Below are 15,321 nucleotides of genomic sequence, written 5' to 3'. Positions count from 1 at the left end.
GCCCGCCTCGTCACTGCCCGGCGTCAGCCGACAGCGCGCGATAGAGCTCCAGCACGGCGCCCGAGTCCTGGCCACCGTGTCCGAGATGCACCGCGAGCGAATTGACCTGGTCCACCACGGTGGCGATGAACGCCGGTGCGCCGACCTGACGCGCCATCTCCATGGCGAGTCTGTTGTCCTTCTGCAACAGCGCCAGGGCGAACGTCGGCTCGTAGTCGGCGACACTCATCCGCGGACCAAGCTCCTTGAACAGGTTGGACACTGTGCCGGCGCCGGAGTCGGCGACCGTCTCGACGAACGCCGCAGGGTCCAGGCCCGCCAGCCGGCAAGCATTCAGTGCCTCGGCGGTGACCGCGTTGATGGCACCGAACATGAGGTTGTTCAGCACCTTGAGGATCGACCCGGCGCCGACGTCGCCGACCCGGCGTACCTGACGCGCCACGGTCCCTTCGAGCAGGTCGCGGACCGCCGCCACGCCGTCCTCGCTACCTCCGGCCGGAAGCGTCCATACACCGCACCTGTCGGGTCGGCCGAGTACCGGTGCATCGACGTACTCCACACCGCAAACGGCGAGTCGCTGCGCCGCCTGCCGTGCCGTATCTGGATCGATGGTGGACAGGTCGGCGACCACGGTGCCGGTCGCCGCACCGGCGAGCGGTCCGTCCACGCTGCTCAGCACATGCTCCGGCCGGGGCAGTGACAGCACTACCGCGCGGGCCCGCGCGACCGCATCAGCGGGGTCGTCGCAGGTCTTGACGCCGGCCGCCGCCGCAGCGCGAAGCGCAGTCGTCGACGGGTCGAAACCACGCACCAGATGACCGTTCTCCACGAGCTTCGCGGCCACCCGTCCGCCCATGGTGCCGAGTCCGAGCACACAGATCTCGTTCACTTTCCCACTCCGTTCCCACACCCCTGGTCTGTGACGCGGTGCGGTGGCCTCTCCATCGGGCGACCATAGTCGTCGACGTGGTCGAGTGCTGTCTCAAGAGCCTTCGACCAACGCCGAACACACTGCGCTCCGGCAGCAGCCGGAGACGGGCCGCTACGCGCCGTCGCTCTGTCGGACGGTGACGGTCGCGGCGTGCGCGGGGAACCCCTCGTGCCCGGCCAGCTCGGTCACCACCGGGGCCAGCCGCCGGAACTCGGCCTCGTCCAGCTGCGCGACCGCTGCCCGCACCAGGTAGGTGCTGGCGGTCACCCCGCTGGAGACCTGCGCGAACCCGCTGGTGGGCAGCGTCGCCGGGGTGCCGATCGCGAAGTTGGAGGCCGCGAAGGTGGTCCACTGTCCGAGCAGCACCGTGCCCGCGTGGCGGGTCAGGGGCAGCCAGTGGTTGGGGTCGGCGACGGCAAGTTGCAGGTGCTCCGGGGCGTAGGCGGCTGCGATCTCCATCGCCTGTTCCCGGCTGTCGGCCAGTACCAGGCCACCGTTGTCCGCGATCGACGTCGCCGCGTACGTACGGCGCGGCTCGGGCAGCTCCGCAAGCTGCTGTGCGACGTGCGCGCGGACGGCCTCCAGCACTTCGCGGGAGGTGGAGACCAGGACGGCTGAGGAGTCGGGCCCGTGCTCGGCCTCGTTGATCAGGTCGGCGGCCAGCCACCGCAGGTCGGCGCTGTCATCCGCGACGATCAGAGCGTCGGTGGGGCCGAAGCCGACCTCCACCACGCAGCCGAGCCGCTGCACCTCCAGCTGCGCGTACGCCACTGCGGGCGAGCCAGGGCCAACGATCTTCCGCACCTTGGGGACCGTCTCCGTGCCGCACGCGAGCGCGGCGATCCCGGCCGGGCCGTTGCTGCGGTACACCTCTGTCAGCCCGAGCTCTTGTGCGGCGACCAGGGTCGCCGGGTCGACCTGGCCGGCGCCGCCGGGCACGGGCGGGACCATCACCACGATCCGTTCCACTCCGGCGACCACGGCCGGGGTGGCGATCTGGATCAGCACGGACGGGAAGGAGCCCTTGCCGGAGGGCACGAACAGCCCGACCGAGGGGATCGCCGTGGCCCGCTCGCCAACCACCAGTCCCGGCCGAGGCTCAGCTGTCCACGAGGCACGCTGCACGATCAGCTCGTTGAACGCCCGCACCTGTGCGATCGATGTATGGATAGCCTCGACCAGCGGCTCGCTCACCGCAGCGCGGGCGTTCGCGAACTCCTCCTCGCTGACTCGCAACCGGTCGGCGGACAGGGTCACCTTGTCGAACCGGTCCAGCGCGTCGATCAGCGCGTCGTCCCCGCGCCTGCGGACATCCTCCACGATGACAGCGATCGAAGACTGAAGCGTCTCACTCACACCGTCGTGGTCACCGCCCCGGGACAGGATCCGATGGCGCTCCACGGCGGTCGCCGTACTCAAGTCGACCAGCCGCAGCTCCGCCACGTTCACAGTCCCAGCCATCCGTCCGCTTCTCATCACTCGTTCGTACGGGGTCCCATCTCTGCCGCGCGCACGCACTCCGGTGGGGGCGCTTTCGCGGCGGCCGCAGTTACCACCAGAGGGTAGCCACCAGACCTTCCCGCCACGCGTCCCGCCGCAGACGTCCTAGCCGCCGCCTGGACGACGCTTACGACCAAATGACCCGCCGTGCGCGAGGGCAAGGCCGTGTCCGCCGGTGCTGATCGGAGCGGGTTCCGCGTGATTCTCCTGAACTGGTTTGCGTGGGCGCCAAGGACGTCGGGTGGGACGTCACGGCGAGAATCACGGGGCTACAGCACTTATGTTAGTGCTGTCATTTCTGACGGGAGGACGGATGTACCCCAAGCTCGAGCCCTACGACCACGGCATGCTCGACGTCGGCGACGGCCACCGCGTGTACTGGGAAACGTGTGGCAAGCCGGACGGCAAGCCCGCGCTCGTCGTGCACGGCGGCCCCGGCTCGGGGTGCGGGAGCCCGATCCAGTTCGATCCCGCCGTCTACCGCGTGGTCTTGTTCGACCAACGCAACTGCGGCCGGAGCACTCCGCACGCCAGCGAGCCCGTGATCGACCTGTCCACCAACACCACCGACCACCTGATCGGTGACATGGAGCAGCTGCGCGAGCACCTGGGCATCGACAAGTGGCTGTTGTTCGGCGTCTCCTGGGGCTCGGTGCTCTCGATCACCTACGCGCTGCGCCACCCGGAGCGGGTCTCGGAGATGATCGTGACCGCCGTGGCCACCGGCAGGCACTGCGAGATCGAGTGGCTGATCCGCGGCTTCGGCGCCCTGGCCCCCGAGGCGTACGAGCGCTTCCTCGCCGGCGTCCCCGATCCCGGCGAGGACATCTCGGCCGCCTACCACCGCCTGCTCATGGACCCCGACCCCGCCGTGCACCGCAAGGCAGCAGACGACTGGTGCGCCTGGGAGGACGCCATCGCCACCGTCCCGCCCGGCCGCGACATCGAGCGCGAGCCGTGGGAGCCCCGGTTCCAGCTCGCCTTCGCCCGCCTCGTCACGCACTACTTCAGCAACCGCTGCTGGTTGGCAGACGACCAGCTGGCCCGCAAAGGACACGTGCTCAAGGACATCCCCGGCGTCATCGTGCACGGGCGACTCGACCTCGGCGCACTCGCCGGTGCTCCGTGGGTGCTGCACCACGCGTGGCCAGGCTCCGAACTGGTGATCGTCGAGCACGGCACGCACGGCACCGGAACGACAGAAGCCGTCATCGCTGCGACCGACCGCTTCGCCAGATCCCAAGCGTCGTTCTCATAGCTGCCCGTGCGCAGCATCGGGACCTGAAGGTCGGATCCCTGTCACCTGAGGTGTACGTCCGAGGGATCCACATACATACACCGGGCCCGGGGTGGCGCGCATACGTAAAGCCGTTCGGTCGGCTGCGGTCAGGATCGGCGGGTAGCTAGGCCAATCGGAATCCCGGTGTCGGGAGCGTCGATCGTCGTGGAGGCCGACCACCTGCTGCTCAACGCTAACGAGAGGTTGTCCCGGACAAGCTCCCCTCGCCCACGCTGGCGTTCGCGCCTACGGAGTAGGGCAATCGGTGGCTTCGGACGTCAGGTGGTGTCTGGACGCCCGCGGCCGGGCAGACTCACCGGATGCCGGCGACATGGTTCGCGAGCCAGGAGGTCAACGGGCGTAGCTCGGCAAAGGCTGCGAGCACCCGGTCGACCGCTTCTGGTGTGTGCAGCCAGTCTTCGCATCCGAGCGGTCGTTTGGCGATCAGCGACCGGTGTCGCAGCAGGTCCGCCCGCGGATGGCCGACCGCGTATCCGCGGGGTATCCGCTTCATGACGCGACCCGCGACCGCGAAACCCTTCTCCCGCAGGGATCGCAGGAGGTCCGCGAGCTCGGCACCGCTCGCCTCGGCCGCAACCGCAGTCCGATAGCGCTCCATCTGGGCAGCAGGAGACAATCGTCCACCGCCGTGGACCCTCAGACCGTCGAGATCGAACCCCAGGCCGAGATCGACGAACGGGGCAATCCGTACGGTTGCGTACTGGTGCTGCCAGCGTCCGTACGCTGGCGAGTAATAGCCGGCGACGGAGAAGTCGTCGTACGCCGGATCAGTATCCGCGACATCGTGCAGCAAGGCGATCATCGGTTGCCGCACCAGCTGCTCGCGGTCCTTGCGGCATCGTTCGCGTACGTCCACCGGCGGGTCCCCGTCGAGCTCGAGTAGGACGTCGTACGCCTCCTTCGGCCATCCAGTGAAACGTCCGATCATGGCGAGCATTGTGCTCGGTGCGATAGGACATCGGCAACGATGGCCGCGCTGGCCGCGACAGCTCGGTGAACCAGCGTCCGTCGCGGGACCGGCGTCCATCGTCGTCCGAGCGAGCCGAGGCGGCGGCACTGGCACTCACCCATCCGGCGCCGCCGATGGCTCGACCAGCTCCACGCGTCGCCCCAATCACGAGCGCGACCTATCCTTCGAGTGGTTTCGACATGATCGCGGACGGTATCAACGGCCACCATCCCTACGAAATTCCAGCCCGGCTCAGCACCGGCGACTCCCGGCGGCCTCCAAGCTGGCGGCATACTGCTGGGCGCCATCAAGCGTGGGCCTGTGCGCAGGCGATGATTCCTGCCTGCCAAGGCTAGTGTCCTCGCATGGGTGCGGAGTCGCAGTGGTGGGAAGTGATTGCGCGGAAACGGGAGGCAGCTGATGCACTCCTGCTCGACGAGGCCGGTCGTCCGCTGATCGTGCAAAACTCGTGGGACGACGCGTGGAACATCCCCGGAGGCTGTCTCAACCCTGGCGAGCCTCCCCGGCTGGGCGCGGAGCGAGAGGTCAAGGAGGAGCTTGGTCTGCGGATTACGGTGGGCAAGCTGCTTGTAGCCGACTGGGAGCCTCCCTCTGAGACGCTGCCTATCGATGGGCTGATGACCATGTTCGATGGCGGCGTCCTGACGGCCGCCCAAGTCGCGGCGATTCGCCTGCAGGAGTCGGAGATCCAGGCCTACCGCTTCGTGGCGCCCGATGAGTTCCCGGCCACACTGCCTGACAATCTCGCCAGGAGGCTGCGAGCAGCGTTGAGCGCTCGAGAGTCTGGGATTCCCGTTTATCTGGAGGACGGTTACCCAGTCTGACGACGGGAATGTAGGCGTTGCCGTCGGCGCGGGCTTGTCACGAGCAGACACGTGGCACGGCGTCTCGCGACGACGAGACTGATCCCAAACCGCGCAACATCTTGCTCTCGCCCGCGTAGAGCGTCCTCACCCGCTCGTTTGCTCGCCGCGACAGGCTCACACTCAGGAATCGTCGACCGGCTGTGGAAGTAGTGCGCCTGATGGCTGGTCACGAACACGACCCGGCTGCCTTGCGGCATGATCGGCGTCGCCAGGTCCACCATGCGCACTTGTGCGTCCCTGTTCAGTCTCATGGCGTAGTCGGCGCGTTGCAGTGCCATGGCCCGCGGGTGTCGAGCCGCTGAAATCCGATGACCCCGAACGGCTCAACTCGTTCAGTCAGCCACTGTTCGATCTGGGCATGGCTGATCGGGCTGCGTCCTCCTCGTGTCGTGGATCAGGCTGGACGCGAGAAACTCGTCCCAGTCGTCGGTTCCGACCAGTCCATCTCTGGTCGGGTACGGATCCAACTCGGTGCCCCGCATCAATGTTGCGCTGAATGCAACGGAGGCAGTGAGCTCGAGTCTGCTGCGACCCTCGCCGGCAGGCCGCAGGCTCCTCAGGTGGTTCAGCCGTTCAGTAGCGTGGTGGAGGTCAGGCTGATCGTCTCGACGCCCTGTAGTGCCCGGGAGACGGCGCAGGCCTCCTTCGCGGTCTCCGCAAGCTCGCGGAAGCGGGTTTCGTCGAGCCCTGGGGCGTCGGCCTCGGTGTCGAGGTCGATCTGGTTGATCGTCGGAGCGCCATCGACCATGCGCAGGTAGGAGCGCGCCGTGGTCCTGATCAAGCGCGGCGTGTGTCCTGCCTCGGTGAGCATGTGACAGAGCGCCATTGAGTAGCAGCCGGCGTGCGCGGCCGCTATCAGCTCCTCGGGATTTGTGCCGGCGCCGTCTTCGAAGCGTGAAGCGAACGAATAAGCGCCCGTCCAGACGCCTTCGCCGACCGTCACTTCCCCGGAGCCGCTGCTCAGGTCGCCGTTCCATCGTGCGCTGCCGTTGCGTGGTGCCATCGTGGGTCTCCTTTTGGTTTGTTGTTGTTGTTACTTGGCTGGTGGTCTCGTGCCCGCGAGTCGGCGATCATGACCTTGCCGAAGGGGCGGGCGGACTCGTAGTAGTGGTAGGCGTTGACCGGCTCGTCGAGTCCCTCCCACATGCCCTCGGTGAGCATGCCGGTGTACGTGTTCTCTGCTGGCTGGGATGGAGCCTGCCCACCGGCAGCACTACCCGCGGCTTTACAGCACGAGTGGCCCCGGTCGTGGCATTCCGGGTCATCCGGCGCTATTCGCGGCAGTATCACGGGAGGCTGCTGGAGACGAGTCGGAGGCAGGACGACATGGCGACTTGATTCCCGCACGATCAGAGTTGTTGGGTGAGATTGACCGGGTTGCCGTCCGGATCAGTGATGTGCGCGACCCGATGTCCCCACGGCATGTTCTTGGCCGGGCCGAGCACCGTTCCGCCAGCCGGCTCGACCCGTGGCAGGAGGTCGTCGACGGACTCAACGAATACGGCCAGGATGACCCGGCCAGGAGCGGCGTCGGCTCCCGACTTTGCCTTGACGATGCCGAGGTCGGCTGCGCCGAATCTGACACAGACGTAGAACGGTCCGCCGCGTCCATCGGGAACACGCATGTACTCCTCGGCCCCGAACAGTTCGCCGTAGAACGACTTCAATCGATCGATGTTGTTGGTGGACAGGTTGGACTGGATCGCGGTAACGATGGGCTTGTTGGTCATGCCTAATAGACACAAGACAAGTCGGAAACTCATCGCTCCCGACGGAGATGCCCGACCCACCGAGCGACGGACCAGCAGCAGCACCGCGTGCGGCCCCCGCAGCACGAGTACCCCCGGTCGCTGGCATACCGGGGCCTCCACGCGCTACTCGCCGCAATAATTCGGCCGGGTGGAGACACCGAAGATGGGCAAAACTCGCCATAAGCCAGGCCTGCCACCTCGTACTGTCCGGCCTCCTCGAAAGCCGTGACAACGGTGGGACCTGCGCCGCCGACCGCTGACCGCCCGGCGGCGGGTCCTCGGGAAGGGCAGGTACTGCCAGATGGAACGGGTCTGTCAAGCCGCATCTGGCCGAGTCGCTCAAGCTGTCGACGGATCCCTTGTTCGTGGAGATCAGTCGCAGACGGTTCCGTCGCCATCGGCGTCGCGGTACCAGCCGAACTCGGGATCGCCCATGCTGCATGGGCCGAGCCCAGCGTCCTTGACCGCCTTGCAGGTGGGGTATTGCTGGTCAGCGTCCCCACCTGCTGGTGCTGCCGCCGTCCGTGCAGGTGTCGGTGTTGGAGCAGCCGCCCCACAGCCCGGCATCCTTGGCCTGCGCCCTCTCCTCGGCCGCGTCGAACCGGGCTTGGTAGCGGTACGGCCTGTCGTAGGTGTACTCCCGGCCGTAGCCGTCCTCGATCGTCGCCTCGGCGAACAGCCGCCGGTCGCGCATCCGCACGTAGGCGAGCTTGCGGTCGTAGGCGTCCACGGCTCCCTGGCTGGCGTCCCCCTGTGTTGGTGGAGCCATGTGCTCCGCCCGCGCGCCGGCCGACGTTACTGGCAGGCACGCCAAACGCAACCCCTACCTGCTGGTGACTGCTCCGGCGTAGGCGACTTCGGCGTAGTCAGGGCCGGCGGAGGCTTCGATGGTGATCTGGTCGGCGGCCTTGCGCGGTACCCACCACATCCAGTCGGCGGTCAGGGTGTTGCCGGGCCACATCCCGCCGAGGAAGATGCCGCACTCGGCGTCCACGCAGGTCGGGCGGATCTCGTCGCCATCGACGATCAGGTCCAGGCTCGCAGTCGGGTCGATGATCTCGTCTGAGTTGTTGGTCAGGGTGATCGCGGCCTTCACCGGCATCACGGCGTCGAAGTCGGTGCTCGGGTCGAGCGCGAGGTAGTCCGCCCACGGCGTGCCCTTACCCGCGTCCGGCATCACCTCCGGAGCGCTCACGACGATGGAGACCCCATCGCCGTAGCTGTGCACCGCACCCCACGCCAACGTGTGTGCGGGTGTAGCCGTCGGCGTGACATCGACGGCCGGCTCGACCGGGTGGACCTCGGGTCGAGCGGCTGCCCCCGGCGTCGTGGTGATCACCGGCAGCACGGTCACCACCAGGGCCGCTATGCCTCCAATGGCGACTAGGGCCACCACGCAGGCGATCGCGAACGCGCCCATCTTGTCGGTAAAGGACATGACCTACCACCCCCGTGTTGTGGAGCGGTGCCGCTCCGCCCGACCCGCCACGCCCGTTCGTGGTGGACCGGACGCAACCTCAACGCTTGCGGTCCTGCTTGGAGACGATCTCGAACTCACCTCCGACCACCTGCACGGTGATCGACGTGGTGCCCTTCGGGAAGCGGGAGCCCGCCAACCAGCGGCTCAGCGCGGCCTCCTCGGTCTGCCGGCGAAGCCACTCGGTGTTGCCGATCCGTACCAGCACCAGCGCCGCAATACGGGCCACATGTTCCGCCGATCGGCGGTGGGCACCATCACGCTGCGGGTCCTCCAGTCGACCACCACCTGGTCGGCAATCTGCTCGACCACCTGGCGCCGATCGGTCAAGCCGCCCAACGGGCAGCTGCCCCGGGCAGCCATCGCGGCCAGGTGATCCTGCGGACGCTCACACATCTGCGTGGCGAACTCCGGGCCCAGATCACTCATGCCGCCAACGCTATGGCTTGGCAGACGGCTTGGCAGACGGATTCGTAGCACTGTGACATGCGGCGTAGATCGACCGCGGACCCCAACGCGCTGTACGTGTTGCGGGCGCGGCGCTCCGCGAGCTGCACGAATCTCTCCCTGTCGCGATCTGCCCATTCGACTGGTCGATCTCGACGTCTCCACATCGACCCGACGAACGCTCCGACCGCGCCGGCCAACACGGCGTGGTCGCCGACCAACCCACCATCTGGACGTTCGTCGACATCGAAGGCCCGAACTCCCTAGCCGACGATCTTGCTCAGTCCCTCGCCGATGCCCTCAAACCAGCCCTCGGCTGGTGGGCCGACTTCACCATCGATGACACCGAGCACGTGGTCGTCTTCTCCGGACGGCCCTTTCGCTATCGCATCGGAGACGAAGCGGGCCGAGCAGAAGCAGTCGCCTGGGGCCGTTCCACCGGAACACCCGAACATCAACTCGACTGGGGCCCATAACAACCCGCCACAACCCGGTGCAGCGGCATCACGCCATGGTCGACCGCGGCGTCGACCACCAGGGTGGCGGATCGATTCTGATCTTGTCCGGTGACGGATCCGCTTCCGTACGCCCGGCAAGGGTTCCCTGGCGGACATGCGGCGTCATGTACCAGGGGTGCCAACGTTCCGACTGCCGATCGACGGCGAGGGACACGTGAACGTCCTGGGCGTCTCGAGCCTGCACCCGTGGTCGAGTGCCCTACGGTGATGCCATGGGACTGCGCATCGGTGCCTTGGTCGTCGATTCTCAAGATCCCGGGCGACTGGCCAGGTTCTGGGCAGAGGCACTGGGTTGGGTGATCAGCCAAGCCGAAGATCCTGAGTGGGTCGTCGAGCCACCCGAAGGTAGTCGCGAAGACTGCGTGGTGGCCGACCTCTTGTTCATCAAGGTGCCTGAGCCCAAGACGGGGAAAAATCGCCTGCATCTCGACCTGCGACCGGAGGATCAGTCCGCAGAAATTGCCCGCCTTGAAGGGCTGGGAGCTACCTGCGTCGATGTTGGCCAAGGCAACAACCAGACCTGGGTAGTGATGGCCGATCCGGAAGGCAACGAGTTCTGCGTACAACACGCTCATCCGCCGCAGATCCGAACACAGTGGCTACAGCGGTACGAGGCCTACCAGCCGGTTCACACCTGAACGTGATGGTCCAGATGGCCGGCGACAAGCGGCGTCGGTATGCGGCGCTGTCGGCGAGCGATGTGCGGCGACTGGCGAGCACCGGCAGAGACCGTCCGCCCCCTCGGCACCCACCGGTCGCCACGCCGGACTTTCCCCGGGCGATCTGGACACCCGCATCGCCGACATGGGCTGCATGGCATCGGGCACTCCGCGGCTACGGGACACAACGGCATCAGGCACCCTTGCTCTGGTCGGATCACGTCACCGGAGCCTTGTCGACCTGAATGACACGACCTGTCCGATTACCGATCCCCATCCGTACGCGGGAGGTTCGCCAAACGGGCAGCGTCCTGCGATGCCTGATCGCGGGTGTCGCAGCCCGCTGTCATGATGCTGCCATGCGCAGGACCAACTACGAGAAGATCCTGATCACGGTGTCGCCGGACCCCAAGGCCGCCGCGGGGACGGCACCACAGACTGGCAAGGCGGCCGTTGCGGGGCCGCAAGCTGGTCCAGAGTGCGTGACATCGTGGTAGACCTCAGCGAACTGGCGACGGAGGAGCGGCGCGACCTTGCCGACTTTCTTGACACCCTCACGGAGGAAGAGTGGGAGCAGCCGTCGCTGTGCCCAGGGTGGTCCGTGCGCGACGTGGTGGGCCACATTCCGAGCTATGACGCGCTCGGTTGGCCCGCGGTGCTGGCCCTGTTCGCCCGCTCGGGGTTCTCGCTGGGCCGCTGCAACCAAGTCGGCGTCAACCAGAGCCGCCGGCTCGGCACGGAGGAACTGGTGGCTAGGCTGCGTGCGCATGCCGTCCCTCGGGGCATCACCGCGATGTTCGGCTGCGCCATCGCCCTTACCGACGGGGTGATCCATCACCAGGACATCCGCCGAGCACTCGGCCATCCACGGACGGTGCCTCAAGAGCGACTGGTCGCCGCTTTGGAGTTCGCACCCCGCGCGCGTGCGCTGCCGGCACCTGCGAACGTCCGCGGGCTCCGGGTGATCGCGACCGACGTCAACTGGACTCACGGGACCGGCCCCGAGGTGCGCGGCCCGGGTGAGGCCCTGCTCGTCGCCCTCGCGGGTCGGCCGGAAGCCCTGGCGGACCTCGAAGGCCCCGGTCTCGACGCCCTGGCAGCAAGGCTGCGCCGGTGACCAGCAGGTGTCAGATCTTGCCACCTCGAACGAGTGGACGAGGCCGCGTCGCGGCGGCTCTGACGGGAGTGGCCCCGATGAGCGATCCCTTTCCGTATGCCGGGCGAGCGTTCCCCTACTAGCACCAACCGCCGGAAACGCCGTTCGTGTTACGGCCCGCGACGCGTTCCTCCAAGCAGCGTTGGACAAGCTTTAGCACGGGCAGATGGTCAGGGGAGGAACTTGGAGAGGGTTTCGGGGTCTCGGGCGACGGCTGTAGTGGAGTCGTCAGCGGTGACGATAGGGCGTTGGATGAGGATCGGGTGGGCAACCATCGCTTCGATCCAGGTCTCGCGATGTGCGGCCTCGCGGGGGAGGTCACGGAGGGGTTTGGCGTCGGGTTCGTTGTGGCGTACGAGGCCCCAGGGTTCGAGGTTCAGGCGTGACAGGACATCGGTCAGCTCGGCCGCGGTGGGCGGGTCGTCGAGGTAGCGTCGGACCTTGTAGGCGACCCCAGCCTCGTTGAGGGCCTTGGTGGCGGTGCGGCACTTGGAACAGGCCGGGTTGATCCAGATCTCCACAGGTGCGGTCCTCCGGGTCAGCAGTGGTCTCGGTCGGCTGTTAGAGCATCAGTAACAGCAACACGACGTGAACCGCCAGCGCGACGCCGTACGACCACGTGCAGCAGACCAGTCAATGATCCGGATGGCGTGATCGCCACTGATCAGCTCTGCGCAGGGCGGTAGTACGGCTGTTCGACCTCGGCGGGCGGCGCGCGCCGGGACTTGACCGGGCCGACAACTCTCGTCACACAGAAGGTCACCGAGTCACCGCGGGTGAAGCACCTCGCCTAACAGGTCGTCTCGGACGAGGCGCCGCGGAGGTCCCGCGGCGGAACGCCGGCCGCCGGGCGGAAGGGACCTGGCCTGCTGCCAGAAACGTCGCCGCGTATTTGCCGCAGACAGCCGCTGAGAGGCGTTGACGGCCGGACAAGATCAACATTCGCCATCACGCATCGATGCACGTCAGCGGCCGTTCTCAGTCTGACGGAGGGCGTGGGATTCGAACCCACGTGGCGGGGGGTTACCCCGCCTAGCGGTTTCAAGATCGGTAGGGACTGTGGGCCTGACCTGCGCTCTCCTGTCGCCGCGGGTGGCGAGCCGAGCGGATTCCCCGCGATCTGTCCGCTCCGGGCTGACTCCCCGCCTCGACAAGCCAAGCTTCCGTTCCACCTGGGTCTTCATGATGTTGTCGATGCGCTAGCAGTCGTCGGGCTGCTCGCGGTTCGCGACGCGTATGTGATCAGTCAGGCCGCTCTGTCCGCCGGCTGCTGCGAGGCATGCGTGTGTGTGGTCACCTGAACTGGCCCCGGTTGGGTTGTTGTTCTTCACGAATCTTGGCCCCAGCTGAGTGGTGATCTGGCTGTTCGTCGGCTGAGGTGTCGGCGCTCGCGTCCCGCGAACCGCGGGTTGAGGATCTGGCCGAACAGCGGCTCGGCCACCGGGGGAGTGGTCCTGGGAGCCATTTCTGGCCCCACCTGCGGATGAGTTTTGGCCCCACCCCGGATTCGGCGGAAACAGTTCCAGCGAGTCTTGGCCCACACCGGACACAGTTCGCCTTCCTCGCTCGCGCCCAGCCTGCGAATCATGTTGACCGGGTGACGGGTGAGCCCCGGTCGCCACAACCACCATCTCGGCGCGGGCTGGAACGGCTTTGACGCGGCACTAACCGCACGCGGCTGCGAGCTGAGCGAGCCGCCGGTTGAGGTAGCGCTGTTCGGGCAGGCTCGCGGTCAGTCGCGCGGCCCGCCGATAGTTTTCGGCCGCGGCGGTCGGGTCGCCGTCGAGCTCCAGCAGGTGGGCGCGTACGGCATATAGCCGGTGATGCCGCCGTATGGTGGGATCGGCCAGCAGTGGGTCGAGCAGAGCTAGGCCGACCGCCGGTTCGTGGGCCATGGCGACGGCGACGGCGTGGTTGAGCGTGACGGCCGGGGCGGGGGCGGCCCGGCTCAACATGTCGTAGAGGACGCTGATCTGCCGCCAGTCGGTGGCCCCGTAGGTGGGGGCCTCGGCGTGGACCGCGGCGATCGCGGCCTGAAGCTGGTACCGGCCTACGTGACCCCGTGGCAGGGCCTGCTCGACCAGCGTGACACCCTCGGCGATCAGGTCGTGTCGCCACTGTGAGCGGTCCTGCTCGGCGAGCGGCACGAGGTCGCCGGTGGCGTCGACCCGGGCGGGCGACCGCGCGTGTGTGAGAAGCATGAGTGCCAGGGCGCCGGTCACCTCGTCATGGTCCGGCAGCGCGGCGTGGACTTGGCGGGTGAGCCGGATCGCCTCCTCGGCGAGGGTGACGTCGACCAGGGACTCGCCGGAGGTCCGCGTATAGCCCTCGGTGAACACCAGGTGGCATACGTCGAGAACGGCGGCGACGCGGGCCGGTAGCTCCTCCACCGACGGCATCGCGAACCGTGCCCCCGCCTGGCGTAGCGTCGCGCGGGCCCGGCTGAGGCGTTGGGTCATCGTGCGGGCCGGCACCAGGTACGCGGCGGCGATCTGGTCCACGCCCAGGCCGGCCACTGCACGCAGGCTAAGCGCCACCTGTGACGGCCTACTCAGGGCAGGGTGACAACAGAGGAAGAAGAGGCGGAGCGTGTCGTCAAAGTCGGACGTCGGTATCTCGTCGGCGCCCGGCGCGACGTCGACGTTGGCCGGCCGTCGTGCGGTGTCCAGCGCCTCGCGGCGGGTCCGGGCGGAGTCTGCGCGGACGCGATCGATCAGCCGCCGCGACGCGACCCTGATCAGCCATGCCTTCGGATCGTCGGGCACCCCGCCGAGGGGCCACTGGGCGGCGGCGGCCTCTGCGGCATCTTGGACCGCCTCCTCGCAGTCGCCCAGGTCGCCGTACCTGTGGAGGAGCGCCCCGAGGACGTGCGGCGCCTCCCGACGCCACACGTCCTCGAGGATATGCAGCACCATGGTGGCGATGGCTACTGGTCGTCGCCGCCGGGCCACATCAAGGGCCGCAGCTCCACCGTCTCGCCAGGGCCGGAGAACCTCGCGGCGACCTCCTCGGCGCGAGCCTGGTTCTCAACATCGATGAGAAAAAAGCCCGCGAGATGTTCCTTGGCCTCTGAGTACGGGCCGTCGCTCGCCAGCGGCGCATCGTCCTGCCATCGGTACAGGCGTGCGGTCGCCGGATCGCCGAGCGCCTCACCGCTGATCAGCTCGCCGTTGGCCTGCAGTTCGGACATCACCTGCTCGAACTCGGCGTCCAGCCGCTTGCGTACCTCCTCGGGCAGTCCCTGGTAGGCGGCAAGGTAGTCGCCGGTCGGGTGCCCCCACGGCTGGGGATTCGAGTGGATCATGATCGCGTACTTCATTGGGATCACCTCAAGGTCGTACGACGGCCGTTCCGTCGTTCGACCGGAACGTCGGTGCGGCCCCCTTCGATGTCGACATCACCTGCGAGTCACATTTTCCCTGGCGGCGAACGTCGGAGTCCTTCGTGGTATCCGGCGCCGGCGGCAGCTCTGCGCGACATAGATGCAAACGAACACATATCACCCGATCCGGCGGGCCTCATGTCGCCCGCGAAGCCGCGGTCAAGGTGAAAGGCCCGCAGCGAAGCAAGGACGAACGGCCTTGACGGCCCGGCAAGCGGCAACCACACGCTCCGCCGAGGAGTGGCGGACGGTGGGGCCAGTTCTCGTTCCCGCGAACGGCGTTCCATGATCGCTGGCCGGGGCCAAGACTCATCCGTAGGAGGGCCAAACTCGTCCGCGAAATCAGGGGGAGGGCCGGCTGGAC

General features: G+C 67.5%; 18 protein-coding genes and 1 tRNA gene. 5 read left to right on the top strand and 14 right to left on the bottom strand.

Annotation, left to right across the window (positions count from 1 at the left end; translation table 11 throughout):
- Positions 1-10 precede the first annotated feature (10 nt).
- Positions 11-889, bottom strand: coding sequence for an NAD(P)-dependent oxidoreductase (locus ABN028_RS20455; protein WP_349697751.1), 879 nt, complete (start codon positions 887-889; stop codon positions 11-13).
- 153 nt (positions 890-1,042) lie between these two features.
- A complete protein-coding gene (hisD, locus tag ABN028_RS20450; protein WP_349697750.1) occupies positions 1,043-2,392 on the bottom strand; it encodes a histidinol dehydrogenase in 1,350 nt (449 codons plus the stop codon).
- A gap of 352 nt (positions 2,393-2,744) precedes the next feature.
- On the opposite strand from hisD, the gene pip reads away from it, so the two are divergent.
- Positions 2,745-3,689: a prolyl aminopeptidase gene (pip, locus tag ABN028_RS20445; protein ID WP_349330826.1), complete on the top strand. Its 945-nt coding sequence runs from the start codon at positions 2,745-2,747 to the stop codon at positions 3,687-3,689.
- A 334-nt stretch (positions 3,690-4,023) separates the two neighbouring features.
- Here pip and ABN028_RS20440 read toward each other — a convergent pair whose 3' ends face one another.
- The gene (locus ABN028_RS20440) at positions 4,024-4,659 is read right to left on the bottom strand and encodes a DUF2461 family protein (protein ID WP_349697749.1); all 636 of its coding nucleotides are present in this window, start codon (positions 4,657-4,659) and stop codon (positions 4,024-4,026) included.
- 386 nt (positions 4,660-5,045) lie between these two features.
- Here ABN028_RS20440 and ABN028_RS20435 point away from each other — a divergent pair, with 386 nt between their 5' ends.
- Positions 5,046-5,525 carry an NUDIX domain-containing protein gene (locus ABN028_RS20435; RefSeq protein ID WP_349330828.1) on the top strand — a complete coding sequence of 160 codons (480 nt, stop codon included), beginning with the start codon at positions 5,046-5,048 and terminating at the stop codon, positions 5,523-5,525.
- Between the two features lie 607 nt (positions 5,526-6,132).
- On the opposite strand, the gene ABN028_RS20430 is transcribed toward ABN028_RS20435, so the two are convergent.
- The 7 genes from ABN028_RS20430 to ABN028_RS20405 form a co-directional block, all read right to left on the bottom strand.
- The gene (locus tag ABN028_RS20430) at positions 6,133-6,570 is read right to left on the bottom strand and encodes an OsmC family peroxiredoxin (protein WP_349330829.1); all 438 of its coding nucleotides are present in this window, start codon (positions 6,568-6,570) and stop codon (positions 6,133-6,135) included.
- The gene (locus ABN028_RS20425) at positions 6,528-6,728 is read right to left on the bottom strand and encodes a hypothetical protein (protein WP_349697748.1); all 201 of its coding nucleotides are present in this window, start codon (positions 6,726-6,728) and stop codon (positions 6,528-6,530) included. Before ABN028_RS20425 ends, ABN028_RS20430 begins: the two co-directional genes overlap by 43 nt.
- 188 nt (positions 6,729-6,916) lie before the next feature.
- The gene (locus ABN028_RS20420) at positions 6,917-7,297 is read right to left on the bottom strand and encodes a VOC family protein (protein ID WP_349330830.1); all 381 of its coding nucleotides are present in this window, start codon (positions 7,295-7,297) and stop codon (positions 6,917-6,919) included.
- 393 nt (positions 7,298-7,690) lie between these two features.
- Positions 7,691-7,885, bottom strand: a complete 195-nt coding sequence (locus ABN028_RS35430) for an excalibur calcium-binding domain-containing protein (RefSeq protein ID WP_502879195.1) — start codon at positions 7,883-7,885, stop codon at positions 7,691-7,693.
- Positions 7,809-8,048, bottom strand: coding sequence for a thermonuclease family protein (locus ABN028_RS20415; RefSeq protein WP_349697747.1), 240 nt, complete (start codon positions 8,046-8,048; stop codon positions 7,809-7,811). The genes ABN028_RS35430 and ABN028_RS20415 overlap by 77 nt, the downstream gene beginning before the upstream one ends.
- A gap of 93 nt (positions 8,049-8,141) precedes the next feature.
- On the bottom strand, positions 8,142-8,756 hold the full coding sequence (locus ABN028_RS20410; RefSeq protein WP_349697746.1) for a hypothetical protein: 615 nt from the start codon (positions 8,754-8,756) through the stop codon (positions 8,142-8,144).
- A gap of 79 nt (positions 8,757-8,835) precedes the next feature.
- Positions 8,836-9,003, bottom strand: coding sequence for a hypothetical protein (locus tag ABN028_RS20405; protein ID WP_349330832.1), 168 nt, complete (start codon positions 9,001-9,003; stop codon positions 8,836-8,838).
- Positions 9,004-9,448: 445 nt separating this feature from the next.
- On the opposite strand from ABN028_RS20405, the gene ABN028_RS20400 reads away from it, so the two are divergent.
- The 3 genes from ABN028_RS20400 (at position 9,449) to ABN028_RS20390 (ending at position 11,536) form a co-directional block, all read left to right on the top strand.
- Positions 9,449-9,718, top strand: coding sequence for a hypothetical protein (locus tag ABN028_RS20400; RefSeq protein ID WP_349697745.1), 270 nt, complete (start codon positions 9,449-9,451; stop codon positions 9,716-9,718).
- A gap of 254 nt (positions 9,719-9,972) precedes the next feature.
- Complete coding sequence (locus ABN028_RS20395) at positions 9,973-10,398, top strand: VOC family protein (protein ID WP_349697744.1); 426 nt, start codon at positions 9,973-9,975, stop codon at positions 10,396-10,398.
- A 499-nt stretch (positions 10,399-10,897) separates the two neighbouring features.
- A complete protein-coding gene (locus tag ABN028_RS20390) occupies positions 10,898-11,536 on the top strand; it encodes a maleylpyruvate isomerase family mycothiol-dependent enzyme (RefSeq protein WP_349697743.1) in 639 nt (212 codons plus the stop codon).
- A gap of 209 nt (positions 11,537-11,745) precedes the next feature.
- Here the strand turns inward: ABN028_RS20390 and ABN028_RS20385 are convergent, their stop codons facing one another.
- The 4 genes from ABN028_RS20385 to ABN028_RS20370 all read right to left on the bottom strand — a co-directional run bounded on the left by ABN028_RS20385 (position 11,746) and on the right by ABN028_RS20370 (position 14,894).
- Positions 11,746-12,096: an ArsC/Spx/MgsR family protein gene (locus tag ABN028_RS20385; RefSeq protein ID WP_349697742.1), complete on the bottom strand. Its 351-nt coding sequence runs from the start codon at positions 12,094-12,096 to the stop codon at positions 11,746-11,748.
- A gap of 466 nt (positions 12,097-12,562) precedes the next feature.
- A tRNA-OTHER gene (locus ABN028_RS20380) sits at positions 12,563-12,656 on the bottom strand.
- A gap of 583 nt (positions 12,657-13,239) precedes the next feature.
- Entirely contained in the window at positions 13,240-14,490 is a 1,251-nt protein-coding gene (locus ABN028_RS20375; RefSeq protein WP_349697741.1) for an RNA polymerase sigma factor, read from the bottom strand.
- A gap of 11 nt (positions 14,491-14,501) precedes the next feature.
- Positions 14,502-14,894, bottom strand: coding sequence for a YciI family protein (locus ABN028_RS20370; protein WP_349330839.1), 393 nt, complete (start codon positions 14,892-14,894; stop codon positions 14,502-14,504).
- Between the last annotated feature and the right edge of the window lie 427 nt (positions 14,895-15,321).

The organism is Actinopolymorpha sp. B17G11, assembly GCF_040196095.1.
Taxonomy (GTDB): Bacteria; Actinomycetota; Actinomycetes; order Propionibacteriales; family Actinopolymorphaceae; genus Thermasporomyces.
The sequence above is the reverse complement of the archived record's forward strand: the minus strand, read 5'-3'. Positions and strand labels throughout refer to the sequence as shown.

What these genes read in the sequence shown, in the direction of transcription:
- ABN028_RS35430 (WP_502879195.1), bottom strand. Translation starts at nt 7,885, where the DNA reads ATGCCGGGCTGTGGGGCGGCTGCTCCAACACCGACACCTGCACGGACG.
- ABN028_RS20375 (WP_349697741.1), bottom strand. Translation starts at nt 14,490, where the DNA reads ATGGTGCTGCATATCCTCGAGGACGTGTGGCGTCGGGAGGCGCCGCAC.
- pip (WP_349330826.1), top strand. Translation starts at nt 2,745, where the DNA reads ATGTACCCCAAGCTCGAGCCCTACGACCACGGCATGCTCGACGTCGGC.
- ABN028_RS20435 (WP_349330828.1), top strand. Translation starts at nt 5,046, where the DNA reads ATGGGTGCGGAGTCGCAGTGGTGGGAAGTGATTGCGCGGAAACGGGAG.
- ABN028_RS20410 (WP_349697746.1), bottom strand. Translation starts at nt 8,756, where the DNA reads ATGTCCTTTACCGACAAGATGGGCGCGTTCGCGATCGCCTGCGTGGTG.
- ABN028_RS20370 (WP_349330839.1), bottom strand. Translation starts at nt 14,894, where the DNA reads ATGAAGTACGCGATCATGATCCACTCGAATCCCCAGCCGTGGGGGCAC.
- ABN028_RS20420 (WP_349330830.1), bottom strand. Translation starts at nt 7,297, where the DNA reads ATGACCAACAAGCCCATCGTTACCGCGATCCAGTCCAACCTGTCCACC.
- ABN028_RS20425 (WP_349697748.1), bottom strand. Translation starts at nt 6,728, where the DNA reads ATGCTCACCGAGGGCATGTGGGAGGGACTCGACGAGCCGGTCAACGCC.
- ABN028_RS20395 (WP_349697744.1), top strand. Translation starts at nt 9,973, where the DNA reads ATGGGACTGCGCATCGGTGCCTTGGTCGTCGATTCTCAAGATCCCGGG.
- ABN028_RS20430 (WP_349330829.1), bottom strand. Translation starts at nt 6,570, where the DNA reads ATGGCACCACGCAACGGCAGCGCACGATGGAACGGCGACCTGAGCAGC.
- hisD (WP_349697750.1), bottom strand. Translation starts at nt 2,392, where the DNA reads ATGGCTGGGACTGTGAACGTGGCGGAGCTGCGGCTGGTCGACTTGAGT.
- ABN028_RS20440 (WP_349697749.1), bottom strand. Translation starts at nt 4,659, where the DNA reads ATGATCGGACGTTTCACTGGATGGCCGAAGGAGGCGTACGACGTCCTA.